Annotated in this window: 17 protein-coding genes and 2 other annotated features; of the genes, 13 read left to right on the plus strand and 4 right to left on the minus strand. The window is 38.1% G+C overall.

The features are described from left to right. Positions 1-664 precede the first annotated feature (664 nt). From ABDZ84_RS04180 to ABDZ84_RS04190, 3 genes are all read right to left on the minus strand, one after another. Positions 665-976 carry a hypothetical protein gene (locus tag ABDZ84_RS04180; protein ID WP_152525446.1) on the minus strand — a complete coding sequence of 104 codons (312 nt, stop codon included), beginning with the start codon at positions 974-976 and terminating at the stop codon, positions 665-667. Further along, positions 969-1538, minus strand: a complete 570-nt coding sequence (locus ABDZ84_RS04185; RefSeq protein WP_051388411.1) for a hypothetical protein — start codon at positions 1536-1538, stop codon at positions 969-971. Before ABDZ84_RS04185 ends, ABDZ84_RS04180 begins: the two co-directional genes overlap by 8 nt. A gap of 71 nt (positions 1539-1609) precedes the next feature. Continuing rightward, entirely contained in the window at positions 1610-2278 is a 669-nt protein-coding gene (locus ABDZ84_RS04190) for a BMQ_0737 family morphogenetic spore coat protein (protein ID WP_026682398.1), read from the minus strand. Between the two features lie 304 nt (positions 2279-2582). On the opposite strand from ABDZ84_RS04190, the gene ABDZ84_RS04195 reads away from it, so the two are divergent. From ABDZ84_RS04195 to trpA, 11 genes are all read left to right on the plus strand, one after another. Next, positions 2583-3611 (plus strand): AAA family ATPase, encoded by a 1029-nt coding sequence (locus tag ABDZ84_RS04195; protein WP_026682397.1) that lies wholly within the window; start codon positions 2583-2585, stop codon positions 3609-3611. Position 3612: 1 nt separating this feature from the next. After that, positions 3613-4029, plus strand: coding sequence for a M67 family metallopeptidase (locus tag ABDZ84_RS04200; protein WP_026682396.1), 417 nt, complete (start codon positions 3613-3615; stop codon positions 4027-4029). 58 nt (positions 4030-4087) lie between these two features. Next, entirely contained in the window at positions 4088-4231 is a 144-nt protein-coding gene (locus tag ABDZ84_RS04205; RefSeq protein ID WP_161629283.1) for a hypothetical protein, read from the plus strand. A 703-nt stretch (positions 4232-4934) separates the two neighbouring features. Next, positions 4935-5633, plus strand: coding sequence for a hypothetical protein (locus ABDZ84_RS04210; RefSeq protein WP_166530537.1), 699 nt, complete (start codon positions 4935-4937; stop codon positions 5631-5633). Between the two features lie 119 nt (positions 5634-5752). Continuing rightward, positions 5753-6002: a binding site (T-box leader), on the plus strand. 57 nt (positions 6003-6059) lie between these two features. Continuing rightward, positions 6060-6325: a binding site (T-box leader), on the plus strand. Positions 6326-6611: 286 nt separating this feature from the next. Then, positions 6612-8018: an anthranilate synthase component I gene (trpE, locus tag ABDZ84_RS04215; RefSeq protein ID WP_425542086.1), complete on the plus strand. Its 1407-nt coding sequence runs from the start codon at positions 6612-6614 to the stop codon at positions 8016-8018. Beyond that, positions 7999-8598, plus strand: coding sequence for an anthranilate synthase component II (locus ABDZ84_RS04220; protein WP_166530539.1), 600 nt, complete (start codon positions 7999-8001; stop codon positions 8596-8598). The genes trpE and ABDZ84_RS04220 overlap by 20 nt, the downstream gene beginning before the upstream one ends. Then, positions 8582-9607 carry an anthranilate phosphoribosyltransferase gene (trpD, locus tag ABDZ84_RS04225; protein ID WP_166530540.1) on the plus strand — a complete coding sequence of 342 codons (1026 nt, stop codon included), beginning with the start codon at positions 8582-8584 and terminating at the stop codon, positions 9605-9607. The genes ABDZ84_RS04220 and trpD overlap by 17 nt, the downstream gene beginning before the upstream one ends. Next, positions 9608-10399, plus strand: coding sequence for an indole-3-glycerol phosphate synthase TrpC (gene trpC / locus ABDZ84_RS04230; RefSeq protein ID WP_166530541.1), 792 nt, complete (start codon positions 9608-9610; stop codon positions 10397-10399). Further along, on the plus strand, positions 10389-11021 hold the full coding sequence (locus tag ABDZ84_RS04235) for a phosphoribosylanthranilate isomerase (protein WP_166530542.1): 633 nt from the start codon (positions 10389-10391) through the stop codon (positions 11019-11021). Before trpC ends, ABDZ84_RS04235 begins: the two co-directional genes overlap by 11 nt. Next, positions 10999-12195, plus strand: coding sequence for a tryptophan synthase subunit beta (gene trpB / locus ABDZ84_RS04240; RefSeq protein WP_166530543.1), 1197 nt, complete (start codon positions 10999-11001; stop codon positions 12193-12195). Before ABDZ84_RS04235 ends, trpB begins: the two co-directional genes overlap by 23 nt. A 1-nt stretch (position 12196) precedes the next feature. Further along, positions 12197-12970, plus strand: a complete 774-nt coding sequence (gene trpA / locus ABDZ84_RS04245) for a tryptophan synthase subunit alpha (RefSeq protein WP_026682389.1) — start codon at positions 12197-12199, stop codon at positions 12968-12970. A gap of 263 nt (positions 12971-13233) precedes the next feature. Here the strand turns inward: trpA and ABDZ84_RS04250 are convergent, their stop codons facing one another. Continuing rightward, positions 13234-13434, minus strand: a complete 201-nt coding sequence (locus ABDZ84_RS04250; RefSeq protein ID WP_343780278.1) for an SHOCT domain-containing protein — start codon at positions 13432-13434, stop codon at positions 13234-13236. Between the two features lie 165 nt (positions 13435-13599). On the opposite strand from ABDZ84_RS04250, the gene ABDZ84_RS04255 reads away from it, so the two are divergent. Together ABDZ84_RS04255 and ABDZ84_RS04260 are read left to right on the plus strand one after the other, a co-directional pair. Then, a complete protein-coding gene (locus tag ABDZ84_RS04255) occupies positions 13600-14295 on the plus strand; it encodes a DUF421 domain-containing protein (protein ID WP_026682387.1) in 696 nt (231 codons plus the stop codon). A gap of 82 nt (positions 14296-14377) precedes the next feature. Next, positions 14378-14533 carry a DUF1540 domain-containing protein gene (locus tag ABDZ84_RS04260; protein ID WP_080668733.1) on the plus strand — a complete coding sequence of 52 codons (156 nt, stop codon included), beginning with the start codon at positions 14378-14380 and terminating at the stop codon, positions 14531-14533. Positions 14534-14912: the final 379 nt, after the last annotated feature.

The raw sequence follows: 14912 nt of genomic DNA on the forward strand, positions 1-14912 counted from the left end.
CTGGCAGTCGACCCTACATCTACTCATATTGGTTTCACTTTTTGCTTGGAGTGTGTTGTCTTACTGCCAGTTATATGCGGGATAAAAACTTCACCACATCGGTGGCAACGCCTTTATAACCTAAATCCATATAGACTTGAATAAACTAAATTAATTACTGACAGCTATCCCTTCAATTTCAAAATGTTGCTTTGGAGGCAAGGGATATGGTCAATAATTCTATCATATACTAGGATTATAGCGATATAATAAAAATAGCACAAATTAACTTGGATAAGAAGTTTTACTACTAAAATTGTATTAAATCACAATACGGATTTATTGTTTATGCCTTTACTAATCGTATTCATTAAACAAGTACGTTTCCTTAAGTGTTGCTGAATTGGATTGCTTAAAATTCATCTTTAGCTGTAGGTTTTCACCATTGCTATTACTTTTCTATAGATCTGGATTCCATAGCATTTTGTATTTCAATTGAAAATAGTATTGGCTTTGCTTTATTTGAAGTATGTAGTTACCTACACGGGGTAGAATGGAAGATGAATAAAGTGAAACTTTAATCTGTGGGGTTTTACCGCTAGTTATATAATAAATGAATGATCGTTTACGGAGAAAAGTTAGATATTCATCGTAAAATCTACCATTACACAAAACTCTCTCATTCTTATGAGCTCCCTTCCCTTAAAACGCGAATAACTTCTTCAAACCCCTCTCTACTTTCCGCCAATCCTACATCAAGCTCGGAAATGATCTCATCGATCTTGGCTGATTCAGCTTTCTCATTCCTATCGCCCCTATACAGGCCACTATCTAGTTTCATGAACATATACGTTATGATCAATTGAAGTGTACGATCTTCTAAAAAAATAAAGCTATTATTCTGATCCTCCCTGTTTACACTTAACTCTTCCATGTTCTCTTTTATATATTGTTGAAGAAATCGTTTAAAATGTGTATGCATTTCTTGATTATTCACTTTCATCATCCCCTTCTACCTTACCACTAATATTTATATGGTTAAGAGCCTCCATCCCACCTTCGATTTCATCACCATAAGTGAATCCCATCATACTTCCTGTGTAGGAGGATTGCGGATTCCACTTCACTTGAAAATTTGCGAATGACAGTGTCTCTGTTGGATTTAATGCTTGTGATTGAATCGGCTTAAGCCAAAATTCTTGTTTATCGGTAGGGTCATTTATTCGCTCCCATGCATTGGCTAATTTCATTTTCTGCTTTGAGTCCTTATATACATATTTTCCTGAAAAGTCAAATACATTATTAGGAGATACCTTTAGACAAATATAGAGATTAGTTAACGGTTTCTCTCCCACATTTTGAATATGATAAGACCCAAGTGCAAAATTATCGAATCCCATTTCATGTTGAACATTTAAGGAATAGGTAAAATAACTAATAACGCGTAAGTCTACATTTTTCTTTGCCTCGGAAGCCAACCATTTTATTTCCTTCATGTATGAATGATTCATTTCTTTCCATTTCGTAATCAGCTGCTTTACTTCTTCTATACTCCCCACTCCGATCACCTCCAAAAAAGTTAAAGAGAGGAGCTGCTCCTCTCTTTATAACTATGCTGGAAACTTAATCGTTATTCGCCATCATCATTGTTTGGAAACACTACTGGACACTGCGGCGGAATTGTTGGTGCAGGGCATGGAGGAATTGGAAGCATATCTCTCGGTTCACAGAATTCAGCAACAATTTCAAGTGTCACATCAAATGTTGATTGAATGCTTTGACATAAACGAACAGTAAGCGTGACATCAAGCTCATTAGGATCCATTGTATCGTCACAACAAGCTGTACATACAAAGCAATCTAAATCTGTGTAACTTACATCAATATCTGTTCCTTCTGGTGCACAAAGAATCACTTGTTCACAACGAGTGAATTCTGCCTCCGTTACCTCTACTGTCCCTCCTCCAAGTTCTGGTATTAGATCAACAAAAACAGTTACTTCAAAGTTTTTACGAATGTTTACCAGTTGTAAGGTTACCTCCGTGCCATCAATGACTAACTCCTGATCTACTCGATCCAAAATGACAATTGGCTCCATAGCAGCAGGCGTAACTGTACATGTTACCGTATCGATATCGATATCCTCACATGTTAATTGCTCCCCAGTATTTGGATTAAGCGGCAATTCCAAATCCATTAGATTTAAATCAAATGTTGCTTCATTAAGAATCCAGTCATATACCTTCTCTGTATTAATACATAGGAGTTCCTGACCTCCAGATAAATTATTTGCTTGCATTATTGCAAACACCTCCGAATAAGATTAATTTCTTTCACTGGTAGCCTATGAATAAAGCCCCCAAACGGTATAGTGATATAGCGGAATTGTCATGATAATCATGGATTTAGGTAAACGTCATAATCATAACGACATCCGTACAATTTAAACATCAAATGTGACTGTATTTAGCTTAAATCGTGAAAGCTGTGCATAAAATGAGTATGTCAAAACAATTATGTTCTGTTATTTCAAAAATGCACATTTGTCACATATTGATGTTTCATAAATAGTATATTAATGTGCTGTAAAAGGGTGAATGAAAATGTATCGATATGAACTGTATAATGTTGATGATATTGATCAATTAAAAAAGGAGCTCGATGCCTACAAACAAACAGTTAAAACCATGACAGAGGGAAATTTATTTGAAGATTATTTTAAAACAAAAGATGACTTTTACGATTTAAAGATGAAAATTTTTGAATTAGAAGGAGACATGAAGGCTATGGAAAATAATTATCGAGAAGAAATTTCCAATCATCAAATGGAAGAGCAACATCTTGCTAACCAGCTTACATCTATTACTGGTTTCTTACAGCAATTAAGGCAAGACGCACAGCTGATTAAACAGCAATTTGAACAACTGCCATTTGTCGAGATTTCGGAGAAGATAAATCAATTAATAAGTAACCAAAACACAAATGCCATGGAACAGAAAATAGAACTGGAACATTTAAAAGAAGAAATCTCGCAAATCAAAGAATTATTGAAGCCTAAGGAGGATAATACTGCTAAAAATAATCGTTCAGCTAAGAGGTCAGATTACAAACAATTACAGGGCATACTACAATTCCCCAACAATGTCGAGCAACCCTTAAACAAAAAAAAAAATAACCAAGTAAATAAACAGCACTATAGTCATACAAAATCAAACAACGAGAAATCTTATTATACACATGCTAACTCACAGGAATCTGAAACAATATCCATGAGTAAGGCAAAGAAGACGTTCCGAAATGCTCAATACGAATTAAATAAAAATATTATTACTCGCACAGTAACTCCCAAAAACAAATCACAAGAGCAAAAAGAAGAAAGCCTCGATACAGACAGCACCTTACCTACTACTGAAGACACTACTCCTGTTGTAAATAATAATCTAACCATTGAAAATAACATAACAGAAGAAAATATACCAAGTACGGAAATAGAAGAAGAGCCGATAGAAAGTATTACAGAATCCAGTGAAGAAAAGCCAATAGAGCCAACGAAAAGTAACTCAGAGCAATCAGACGAATCAACTAAAAAATCAGACTTCACTTCACTTCTTTCCATTTTTAAAAGAGGGTGAGATGAACTGTAACCAGATTATTATCCCACTATCCATACACAATCAAATGGTTGAACATGGTATCTCAACCTTACCCTACGAGGCATGTGGCTTGTTAGCAGGAAATCAGACGAACGTTCAATCTATTTGGCAATTTAAAAATGAATGTAAGTCTGATAGACGTTTTTTTGTAAGTAAGTATAACGTTGAACGTACGTTGAACAGAATTAATGAAGAAAAGCAAGATGTTTTAGCTATCTATCATTCTCACCCTTTTACAGCACCAATACCTTCCACATTAGATATGATTAACCACCCCGATACCGATATAAAAATGATCATTATATCCTTTAAAAGAGGTTCTCCCACTGTGAGATGGTATCGAATACGTGATACGAACTATGAAGAATGCCTTTTTCGCATAGAATCCTCACGATAGCCCGACCATTCCCACAAAATAATACTATAATACATTATAAAACCTAAGGAGTTGAGATATGTTGAAGGCAAAAGAAATAAAGAAAGCAAAAAGCAGCTATAAAAAATTAAAGACGCCAACGAAGCCAATTGTATTAAATTCATCTTCATCAATTAAAAGAGGAATGTTTCGAAGAGGCGGCTGTTGCGGTAAAATAAAATAAATTTACGAGAAAACCTATTACATCCTCCGAATAGGTTATAAGAACGGTCTAGAATAAAGGTTTTACACTCATTTAAATAACACTTATTTCTAGAGGCTACCTTATTGGAAACTAGGATTATAGTAAATTGAAATGTATATAGTACCTACTTATTATTTATCTATATACACGATTAGACGATAACCCTATTTCTCTTAGGAGCCTCCTTCTTTATATTTTCATAACCCCAATCACCCTTATGAAACAGCACAGACAGATTTATCAAAGCCTATTATATATACCTCTCCGAAAACATGAGCTTAAAAAAGTGGAGCTGGTCTAAAAGTCCGCTCCTTATCTACATAACAAAAACATCCGTGGTTATTATTAACAAGACTCCAAAGAATTCTCCAGTTAGACCATATGTTGATTACAGGAAATCATAACTTTGGACAGCCCCTTTAACATAACCGCTAATGTGATAAATAAAGTGAAACCTCCATCGTGGGGGTTTTACTCCCACATTATATGTGGGATAAATAGACCAAAAGATCTGTAGTACATCATACAATTACCTATGTTCCAAGTCCTCGAATTATATGTATGCTGGGGAAATGACTTAATAATTAAAAAGTCCAATCACAAAGCGCCTTTAGCTAATAGTATAATCTTGAAAATAATATTTTATTTTCGAAACAGAATTCGTGAAAGGAGGGGGGATGTAATGTCCTCTAAATGTTTCAAAAACGTTGTAGTGGTTGATAAAAAGAAAAAACAGAAGCCACAAAAAAATCACTGCTGTAAACGTGAAACTTGCAAATGTAATTTCAAAAAGCCCGAGCTAAAGGCTACCAAATTAAATAGTGACTGCTTCTTAGTTAATTCCGTGGTAGGTACTAAAACCGTTCAAAAGGTAGCTGAAAGAACCATTCCACTCACAGATTTAGGAATACCAGTCCTTAGTGATATCGTTTCTATCACTGTTACCCCTGACTTAGATGGTATTACGCAAAATGCTAGAATTATCAAGGATAAGGTCGTTAATATTGGGCTCGTACCAGCAACCGTTTCTATAACTGTATTAGATGTAGCACTTCCGATTACGTTTACAACAAGTATTCCTTTCCAAGCGCATACCGACTTTCCAGGGGCTTGTCCACAGGATATGCTACAGGAAACGCCATTTGAAATCGAAGGAGTCTTTACTCAACAGGTTCCGGGTGTCGATGTTGCTGGCGTAGTTACGTTAGCAGGTATATTGGTTAAGGTTGTATTACGTACGACGATTACCGTTACACGCCAAGTGATCAAAGATCCAGAGGGGAATTTCTGTGATGTAGACCCTAATCGCTGTGAAAAACCAGGTACGCCGCCATCATTCAATTTCCCAGCACCAACTAACGGTAATGGAGGAATAATATAGAAAAACAAATCACAGAATCGGTGACAAAATTTATGTCACCGATTCATTTTTTGTTTAAAATAAGGGTTGACTTCCAACCTAATTTCTCTTAATATTAATTCCAATAAATAGTTCCATGAATACTAGCAATGATGAAGAGTAGTAATCTAATCGAACACAGAAGAGAGCTGATGGCTGGTGAGAATCAGTGTGCTTCATTAGATGAATGGACTTCTGAGCTTCCAAACCGAACCATACGTGCAGTAGGCTTTGGCGAATTAATCTCATCGTTATCTGAGATACATATATGAAGCTACGTAAAGCTTGATATTGCTAAAGTGAGCTGTATTTCAGCTAATAAAGGTGGTACCACGGTCCCTCGTCCTTTGTCGGATGAGGGACTTTTTGCATTTAAAATGGAAAACTGCTGTTGAAAAGTAAATAGAATGGAAATCGTTGCGTAAGAGAAGTAAGCATGGTAAAAGCATTAAAGAGAGCTAGCGGTGGTGGGATGCTAGTATGTGGAACTGTGCTGAATGGACTTACAAGAGGCCTCCTGAACAGAGTAGGGATGCACGGAGCTCCGCCGTTATACGGATAGAATATCGGATCAAGCATTTCAATTTTTCGAAGCATTTTCCCGTATTCGAATAAAGATAAAAAGTCTACACTTTTTAACAGAGGTGGCACCGCGGTCCCCTATCGTCCTCTATAAACACAAATCATGTGTTTATAGAGGATTTTTTTATAGTCTAGGAAATTATAAATTTGTCCATGTAGTGTTGAGCCATGTCCAGCTCCAGTACCCAGAAACTAGGCGACTCGCCCTAAGCTAAGTCATCATCGGCTCGTAAGCTCACCGTGATTCCTTTATCTCCGTTGACTCACTCCAGTCGCTACGTTTCTAATTGGGCGCTTACGCTTTTGTGCTTACTTCATCATCTAGGGATGCATGATCTAATCACAACAAAACGAATGATTAATCTAAGAAAGGATGAAATGGCTTTGAAAAAAGAAGCAACGTATAAGCTTATGAAACTAAATGCAGATACATTAACCCCTATTGAATTATTCCAACGATTAACAGGTGAGAAAAAATTCCTACTGGAAAGTACCTTTCAACATGAAACGAAAGGAAAGTATTCATTTATTGGCTGTGATCCATACGGAGAGATTATTGGCTATGATGATACAACAGAACATATTGATTATATCAACCATACAGATAAGACAATCGATCAAAACGCTTTAACCTACATGGAGGAACATTTACCTCACATTTCCATTGATTTACCGCTCCCCTTTTACGGCGGAGCAATTGGCTATGTAGGCTATGATGCGATTCGATCGATAGAAGATATTGGTGAAACGTTAACGAATGATTTAGCCATGCCGGACATTCATTTTATGCTATATAAAAATATCCTTGTATTCGATCATGCTAGTGAAATTCTTTATGTGATCGCAATCCGGGGCGATGCAGATCAAGCAAATGATTTGGATTATCAATTGGAGCTTTTACGAAAACAGATTCAGCAAACGAACCCTACTAGTAATCAGCAGGAAACACCATTTACCTTTTATCCTGAAATATCAAAAGAAGCTTTTCAGCAACAAGTTGTAGCAGCAAAAAAGCATATTCAGCAGGGTGATATTTTCCAGGTTGTGTTATCTCAACGCATGAAGGCAACATTCGAGGGTGATACCTTTTCCTTTTATCGTCAGCTCCGGAAAGTAAATCCATCTCCGTATATGTTTTATATCGATTTTGGTGAGTATTTAATTCTTGGAGCATCGCCAGAAAGCTTAATAGAAACGCGCGGTAGGAATGTAATGACGAATCCAATTGCAGGAACAAGACCTCGTGGGAAAACACCGGTTGAAGATGAGCGCCTTATGAAGGAACTATTAAAGGATGATAAGGAAATTGCCGAACATCGTATGCTCGTCGATTTGAGTAGAAATGATCTTGGTCGTATATGTGAGATTGGAAGTATTCACATTCCAACCTACATGACAATTGAAAAATATCAGCATGTCATGCACATCGTCTCAGAGGTGCACGGAAAGCTTCGAAAAGGTTGTAGCTCCTTTACTGCATTAATATCCTGTCTGCCCGCAGGAACGGTATCTGGAGCACCTAAAATTAGGGCGATGCAGATCATTAATGAATTAGAAGGAACAAAAAGAGGTGTCTATGGTGGAGGCATAGGCTTTATTAATTATAATCATGACGTAACGATGGCGCTGGCAATTCGCTCACTTGTAGTCAAGGAGAAACATGCTTACCTACAGACTGGGGCTGGAATTGTACATGGTTCCGAACCTGATAAAGAATATTTGGAAACGCTGTTTAAGGCTAAATCACTTATGGAGGTGTCTACTAATGATTTTACTACTGGATAATTATGATTCCTTCACGTATAACATCTACCAATATGTATCTGAAGAAGGTTTCCAGGTAAAAGTTGTCCGAAATAATTGCGTTACCGTTGATGAAGTAAAAGCGCTCAAACCACAGGCAATCATTATTTCTCCAGGTCCTGGCCTGCCAGATCAAGCTGGTGTCTGCCTGAAAATAGTCAACGCATTCTATCAGCAAATTCCCATTTTAGGCATTTGTTTAGGGCATCAAATTATCGGTGAGGCATTGGGTGCTTCACTTCGGCAGTCCAACCAAATTATGCATGGAAAGACATCACTAGTTACACATAATGGAGCTGGTATCTTTCAATATTTATCACAGCCGCTTAAAGTCATGCGCTATCATTCGTACGTCCTTGCTGAAGAATCACTTCCTCCGCAGCTTGAATTAGTGGCAACATCATTGGAGGACAAAGAGGTGATGGCTATACAGCATCCCTTTTACCAAGTATACGGGGTGCAATTTCATCCAGAGTCCATCGGTACAGCCGTCGGTAAGAAAATGATCCATAACTTTATTCAAGGAATAAGAAAGGAGAATCCCTATGAGAACTTATCTTGAAAAATTATTTCATGGACACCATTTAACCGTTGATGAAATGAAAAAGGTGGCGCTTTCCTGCCTGAGTAATTCGATAACAGAATCTGAAATCGCCGCGTTATTAACCGCATTACAGGTGAAAGGAGAAACTCCTGATGAAATAACTGGCTTGGTAGAAGTCATCCGCTCTCAATCATCATATCATACAACAACGATTGAAAATGTCATGGATAACTGCGGAACTGGAGGTGACATGTCGGGAAGTTTTAATATAAGTACCACTTCTGCATTTGTGATTGCTGGTGCAGGAGTTCCAGTTGCTAAACATGGAAATCGTAGTGTTTCTAGTAAAACTGGGAGTGCAGATGTTTTAGAATCCCTTGGTGTTTCTTTATTTTTAACACGCGCACAAGTAGAAGAATCATTGTATAAAAATAACATCGCCTTTTTATTCGCCCCACATGTGCATAACGCCCTAAAGCCATTTACAAAGGTTCGTAAAGACTTAGGATTACCGACCATTTTCAATGTCATTGGCCCATTGACTAACCCAGTTACGTTGAACTCGCAATTTATCGGCGTTTACCGTAAAGACAAACTGGAGATTGTAGCTCAAGCATTACGTAACTTAGGTAGAGAACGAGCAATTGTTGTCAACGGTGCTGGGGGTATGGATGAAGCATCACTTTCAGGCGAAAACCATCTTATCTTGCTTGAAGGTGGAAAACTAAAATCCTTTAGCCTACACCCAGAAGAAGTAGGATTACCTGTTTACTCTAATGAAGAAATTCAAGGTGGGAATCCGAAGAAAAACGCTGCGATTACAAAAGACGTGCTAAAAGGTCATTCAAGCGCTTATTTAGATACAGTCATTTTAAATGCAGGGCTTGGACTCTATGCACATGGGACAGCATCCTCTATTCAGCAAGGAGTAGAGTTAGCGAAAGAGAGTATTCGCTCTGGCAAAGCGTTAGCATGTTTAACAAGCTTAATTGACTTTAGTAAGAAATACGCAAGTGAGGTGGTATGAATGACTGTTTTAGAGAATATTATAGCCAGCAAACAAATCGAGGTAGAGCGGCTATTGCAAGTATCTATCCCCTTCCATGCTGCCAAACAACCGATCCCTTTTAAGGACACAATAGCTAATTCCTCCGAGGTACAGATTATTTCGGAAATAAAACGTGCCTCCCCTTCCAAAGGAGATATAAGAACAGAGATTAATCCAGTTGCACAAGCAAAACAATATGAAGCATGTGGTGCAGCAGCCATATCTGTCTTAACAGATACAACCTTTTTTAAGGGTTCGATGGAAGATTTGCAAGCAGTTGCTGAAGCGGTTCGAATACCCGTATTATGTAAGGATTTTATTATTCATCCCATCCAAATTGATCACGCTAAAGCCGCTGGTGCTTCCATTGTCCTGTTAATTGTTGCCGCATTATCTAAGCAACAATTACACGATCTATATCATTATGCTATAAACAAAGGGCTTGAGGTTATTTGCGAAGTACATCAAGTCACAGAATTGGAAGTTTTACTAGAGTTAAACCCTGAAATAATTGGGATTAATAACCGAAATTTAAAAACCTTTGAGGTCGATTTACAAACAACAGCAAAACTAGCAGCTCTTATTCCACATAGAGATACATTGATTATTAGTGAAAGTGGATTTCGTACCCGTTCTGATGCAATTTTGGCACGCGATGCTGGTGCAGAGGTGTTACTTATTGGTGAAACATTAATGCGCGCTACTAACGTATCAAAAGCCTTTAATGAATTAAAAGTTGCAAAGGAAAGGAGTACAAAGCATGCACGTTAAAATATGCGGCATTCAGTCTGTTGTGGCTGCACTAGCAGCTGTTGATGCTGGGGCTGACTTCATTGGCTTCGTGTTCGCCAAAAGCAAGCGGTCCATCACTCCAGAAGCTGCTGCTGACATTGTAAATATCCTTCCTCGTTCAGTTAAAACGGTTGGTGTCTTTGTAAATGAAAGGCTTGAAACAATGAATACGATAGCTTCACAAGTGCCACTTAATTATATCCAGCTCCACGGTGAAGAATCCGCTGCTGCTGCTAACAAATTAAATAGCAAAATCATTAAAGCATATCCAGTGGATGCTCAACACGTATCTCGTATCGAAGCCTATCCATGCGATTTCTACTTATTAGATGGACCCGTACAGAAAAGCCCAGGTGGTAATGGCGTTCCATTTGATTGGAATTTATTTAATCACTTACCAATACCAAAAGACAGAATCATGATCGCAGGTGGTCTTACACCGGAAAATGTTGGAGACGCCATTCGAACACTTCATCCATATGCTGTTGATGTATCAAGTGGAGTCGAAACGAACGGTAACAAAGATCCAGAAAAGATAAAACAATTTATAGCTAATGCAAAACGAAAGGATGAGTTTCATGATAACCTACACAATGCCTGATTCACATGGGAGATTCGGAAATTTCGGTGGAAGATATGTTCCGGAAACATTGATGCCTGCTTTGCTCGAGTTAGAAGAGGCGTATGAAAAGGCAATAAATGATCCAACATTTTGTAAAGAATTAAACGACTATCTAACCCACTATATAGGTAGAGAAACCCCTTTATATTATGCAGAGAATCTTACAAAGAAGTTAGCGGGGCCACAGATTTATTTAAAACGTGAAGATTTAAACCATACAGGGGCACATAAAATCAATAATACGATCGGTCAGGCTCTGTTAACACTTCGAATGGGAAAGAAAAAGGTTGTTGCAGAAACAGGTGCTGGACAACATGGAGTAGCTACTGCAACGGTTTGCTCTTTGCTTGGTCTCGAATGTGTTGTATTTATGGGTGAAGAGGATATGCGGAGACAGAAGCTGAATGTATTTCGGATGGAACTTTTAGGTGCAGAGGTACGTAGCGTCAAAAATGGAAGTGGCACCTTAAAAGATGCAGTCAATGATGCACTTAGATATTGGGTAGCAAATGTTGAGGATACACATTACATTCTTGGTTCTGTTGTTGGCCCTCATCCATTCCCGAAAATTGTTCGTAATTTTCAGTCGATTATTGGCAAGGAAACAAAACAGCAAATCCTCAAGCAAGATGGTTCATTACCAGATGCTATTATTGCATGTGTAGGTGGAGGCAGTAATGCGATGGGAATGTTTTATCCTTTTATTGAGGACGAGCAAGTAAAGCTGTATGGTGTCGAAGCCGGAGGAGCTGGATTAGATACAAACCAGCATGCATCTGTATTAGTACATCCAAGCCCTGGGATATTACATGGAACGATGACGAATTTACTACAGGATACACACGGTCAAATTCAAGAGGCCTTTTCGATATCCGCTGGACTTGATTATCCTGGCGTCGGCCCAGAACATAGTCATTTAAATGATACGAGGCGTGTAGCATATGTATCTATTACTGACGATGAAGCGGTAACTGCATTTCAAACATTATGCCAAGCCGAAGGCATTATTCCGGCATTAGAAAGTGCACATGCGATTGCTTTTGCTGAAAAACTCTCCATACAAATGGATTCGGAACAAACCCTAGTAATTTGCCTCTCTGGCCGCGGAGATAAAGATGTTGAGCAAATAAAACACGTATTGGAGGATAAATAGGATGGGAAAAGAGAGACTGGTTAATTACCTCAATCAATTACAAAATGAAAATAAAAATCTTTTTGTACCCTATATCATGGCTGGTGACGGTGGACTGAATAAGCTAAAGGAGCGTACGTTGTTTTTGCAAAATTGCGGTGTAGCTGCGATAGAAGTTGGGATTCCCTTTTCTGACCCTGTCGCAGATGGACCAACGATACAGAACGCTGGAAAACGATCACTTGATAATGATACGACGTTAACAGCAGTGCTAGAAGAACTCGAATCCTTTAAGGATGAGCGTACCGTACCAATAATTATTATGGCATATAGTAATCCTATATATCGGTATGGTATTGAACGCTTTGCTGCATCCTGTGTTCATGCTGGGATAGATGGACTAATTATACCAGATCTCCCACTAGAGGAAGAAAAAATGGTAACAGATGCGCTCCAACAAAGTTCTGTTGCATTCATTCGGCTGGCAGCGTTAACTAGCTCTAGGGAGCGAATTAAAACGTTGGCTCATCGGTCAGAAGGGTTTCTTTATGCCGTCACCGTTACAGGTACAACAGGGGTAAGAACATCTTATGAAACTAAAGTAAAGACATATCTACACCAACTAAAACAACAAAGCCCTGTTCCTGTTTTAGCGGGGTTTGGCGTGTCCACTAGCAAACAAGCAAAAGAGCTTAGTTCTTATTGCGATGGCGTTGTTGTTGGAAGTAAGATTGTCGACCTTTTTCACGAAGGAAAAACAGAAGAAATTAAACAACTGATCCAAGCAAGTATTTAAATAGATCGATCTTCACGTTCTTAGCTTGTAGAAAAACCCCAGTGTTTTCTACAAGCATTTTTTGTGCGTGGTGTGAGTGAACGCCCGCGTCTTCCCCGTAAAAACCACACTGTGTGATCTCGGATCGCCCGCTTTCTACAGGATAAGGGAAGGCTTCTGTAGCCTTCTGTAGCTATACATCGCAAGCAGAAAAAGCACTCTTCTTTTTCAAGGAATCTCCTAGTATTCGCAGCGCTTCACTGAAAGGACATTCCTTTAGCATTTTATTTTCCTCTACGCTTACGAGCCCTTTCGTAGACCTCTTGGCTTATTTCTCCACGCTGATAGCGCCTCTCTAAAAGCTCGAGGGAATCACTCTTCAGATTGTTTTTGGCACGAAAGCGAATAATAATTACGATAATGATAAGTACTAAGCCAATTGACAACCAAAAACGAATGGTTGGATCAATAAAAACTGTATACATTTAACCACCTCTACCCTATTTGCTTTATTTTAAATATCATTCCAAGAGAACATTCATTTCATTCTCTAATGTAGCTACTAATATTTTGAAAATACCATGTGAATACTTATATATTTTTTATATTTATCCATACTACGTAACCAGAAGATTATGAGGAGGCCTTTTATGGTGGTATATATTGGGAAAATCATTATGTTATATCTCCTTACCATTATCATCATTCGACTAATGGGTAAATCAGCCTTTGCTCAATTAACTGCACATGATTTAGCCGGTGTTTTTTTCGTTGTGTCACTAGCTGCTGGTCCTCTAGTTACAAATAGCTTCACGAATGCAATAACAGGCCTTCTTGTTATTGGTACAATTCATATTATCCTTTCAAAGCTTACACTTGTTAATTGGTTAAATAAATTTTTTATCGGTCAGCCAACAATTGTCATCAAACATGGAAAACTAATTAAAGCTAATCTAAAGCGCTCTCATTTCACCTTAACTGGTTTATTGTCAAGTATTCGAGAAAAGGGGTATTCCGATATATCCAATATAGACTATGCCATTATTGAACCTAGTGGAGAAATCAGCATCCTTCTAAAACAAGAATTTTCACCTGTCACTCCAATGCACTTAAACATGGAAACGAAATACCAAGGTCTACCAATAGCTGTCATTATCGAAGGAACCGTACAATATCATAATTTGCAGCTTATGAACAAAAGTGAACAATGGTTAAAAAATAGGCTAGAAGCTGTTGGTTATCCAGACCAAAAAACAATTTTTTATGCTGCTGTTCGTGATACAGATCATTTATTAACCATTGATAATGGTAGTGGCATCCTTGAAGTGCATCAACAAGGAAAATAGCCTCCATAATACAGCAGGTATTTGCTTCCTATTATTTTTTTAGAGCTTATTGTCAATGCTAAGAGAGAGGGAGGTGTGTGAAATGGCAAAAGATGTGCTTTGCGAAGTAAACAATTGCACGTATTGGGGCGAAGGAAATGTTTGTAATGCTGATCGAATCTACGTGGTTACGCACAAACAAACGAAAGCAAAAACAACGGAAGAAACGGATTGTAAGACATTTGTCGCCAAAAGCTAAGCATCTACACCTCTAGAGAAGAACAAGTATGACCGAGGATGTCCATATAATTCGTTTAGATACAGCAACTGGATTAATGAGACTCCCTGTTATTTATTTTTGTCATAAACAGTTTGGTTTCTATCTCACTGATTGTTCGTACCACAAGGGTATGACCTAGGCCTTTGAACCAATCGGACATTACATTAACTGGCAGTAGACCCCCTATTTATCCATAATGGCTTCCCTTTATTGCTGGAAGCGGGGGCTTACTGCCAATTATTTGTGGGATAAACTTGCTTTTTCATTTGTCTCTAATTAAGAAAAACTGAGCAAAATTCGCTCCGTCCTTATCACTAAATGCTCAGATTTACGCTTCCTCTAGTAGCTATTATGGAAT

The organism is Virgibacillus salarius (assembly GCF_039521925.1).
GTDB classification, from domain to species: domain Bacteria; phylum Bacillota; class Bacilli; order Bacillales; family Amphibacillaceae; genus Virgibacillus; species Virgibacillus salarius.

Coding starts and splice junctions, on each gene's coding strand:
- trpB (WP_166530543.1), top strand. CDS start 10,999: ATGATAACCTACACAATGCCTGATTCACATGGGAGATTCGGAAATTTC.
- trpD (WP_166530540.1), top strand. CDS start 8,582: ATGAGAACTTATCTTGAAAAATTATTTCATGGACACCATTTAACCGTT.
- ABDZ84_RS04220 (WP_166530539.1), top strand. CDS start 7,999: ATGATTTTACTACTGGATAATTATGATTCCTTCACGTATAACATCTAC.
- ABDZ84_RS04210 (WP_166530537.1), top strand. CDS start 4,935: ATGTCCTCTAAATGTTTCAAAAACGTTGTAGTGGTTGATAAAAAGAAA.
- ABDZ84_RS04200 (WP_026682396.1), top strand. CDS start 3,613: ATGAACTGTAACCAGATTATTATCCCACTATCCATACACAATCAAATG.
- ABDZ84_RS04235 (WP_166530542.1), top strand. CDS start 10,389: ATGCACGTTAAAATATGCGGCATTCAGTCTGTTGTGGCTGCACTAGCA.
- trpC (WP_166530541.1), top strand. CDS start 9,608: ATGACTGTTTTAGAGAATATTATAGCCAGCAAACAAATCGAGGTAGAG.
- ABDZ84_RS04260 (WP_080668733.1), top strand. CDS start 14,378: ATGGCAAAAGATGTGCTTTGCGAAGTAAACAATTGCACGTATTGGGGC.
- ABDZ84_RS04190 (WP_026682398.1), bottom strand. CDS start 2,278: ATGCAAGCAAATAATTTATCTGGAGGTCAGGAACTCCTATGTATTAAT.
- ABDZ84_RS04255 (WP_026682387.1), top strand. CDS start 13,600: ATGGTGGTATATATTGGGAAAATCATTATGTTATATCTCCTTACCATT.
- ABDZ84_RS04195 (WP_026682397.1), top strand. CDS start 2,583: ATGTATCGATATGAACTGTATAATGTTGATGATATTGATCAATTAAAA.
- ABDZ84_RS04250 (WP_343780278.1), bottom strand. CDS start 13,434: ATGTATACAGTTTTTATTGATCCAACCATTCGTTTTTGGTTGTCAATT.
- trpA (WP_026682389.1), top strand. CDS start 12,197: ATGGGAAAAGAGAGACTGGTTAATTACCTCAATCAATTACAAAATGAA.
- ABDZ84_RS04205 (WP_161629283.1), top strand. CDS start 4,088: ATGTTGAAGGCAAAAGAAATAAAGAAAGCAAAAAGCAGCTATAAAAAA.
- trpE (WP_425542086.1), top strand. CDS start 6,612: ATGGCTTTGAAAAAAGAAGCAACGTATAAGCTTATGAAACTAAATGCA.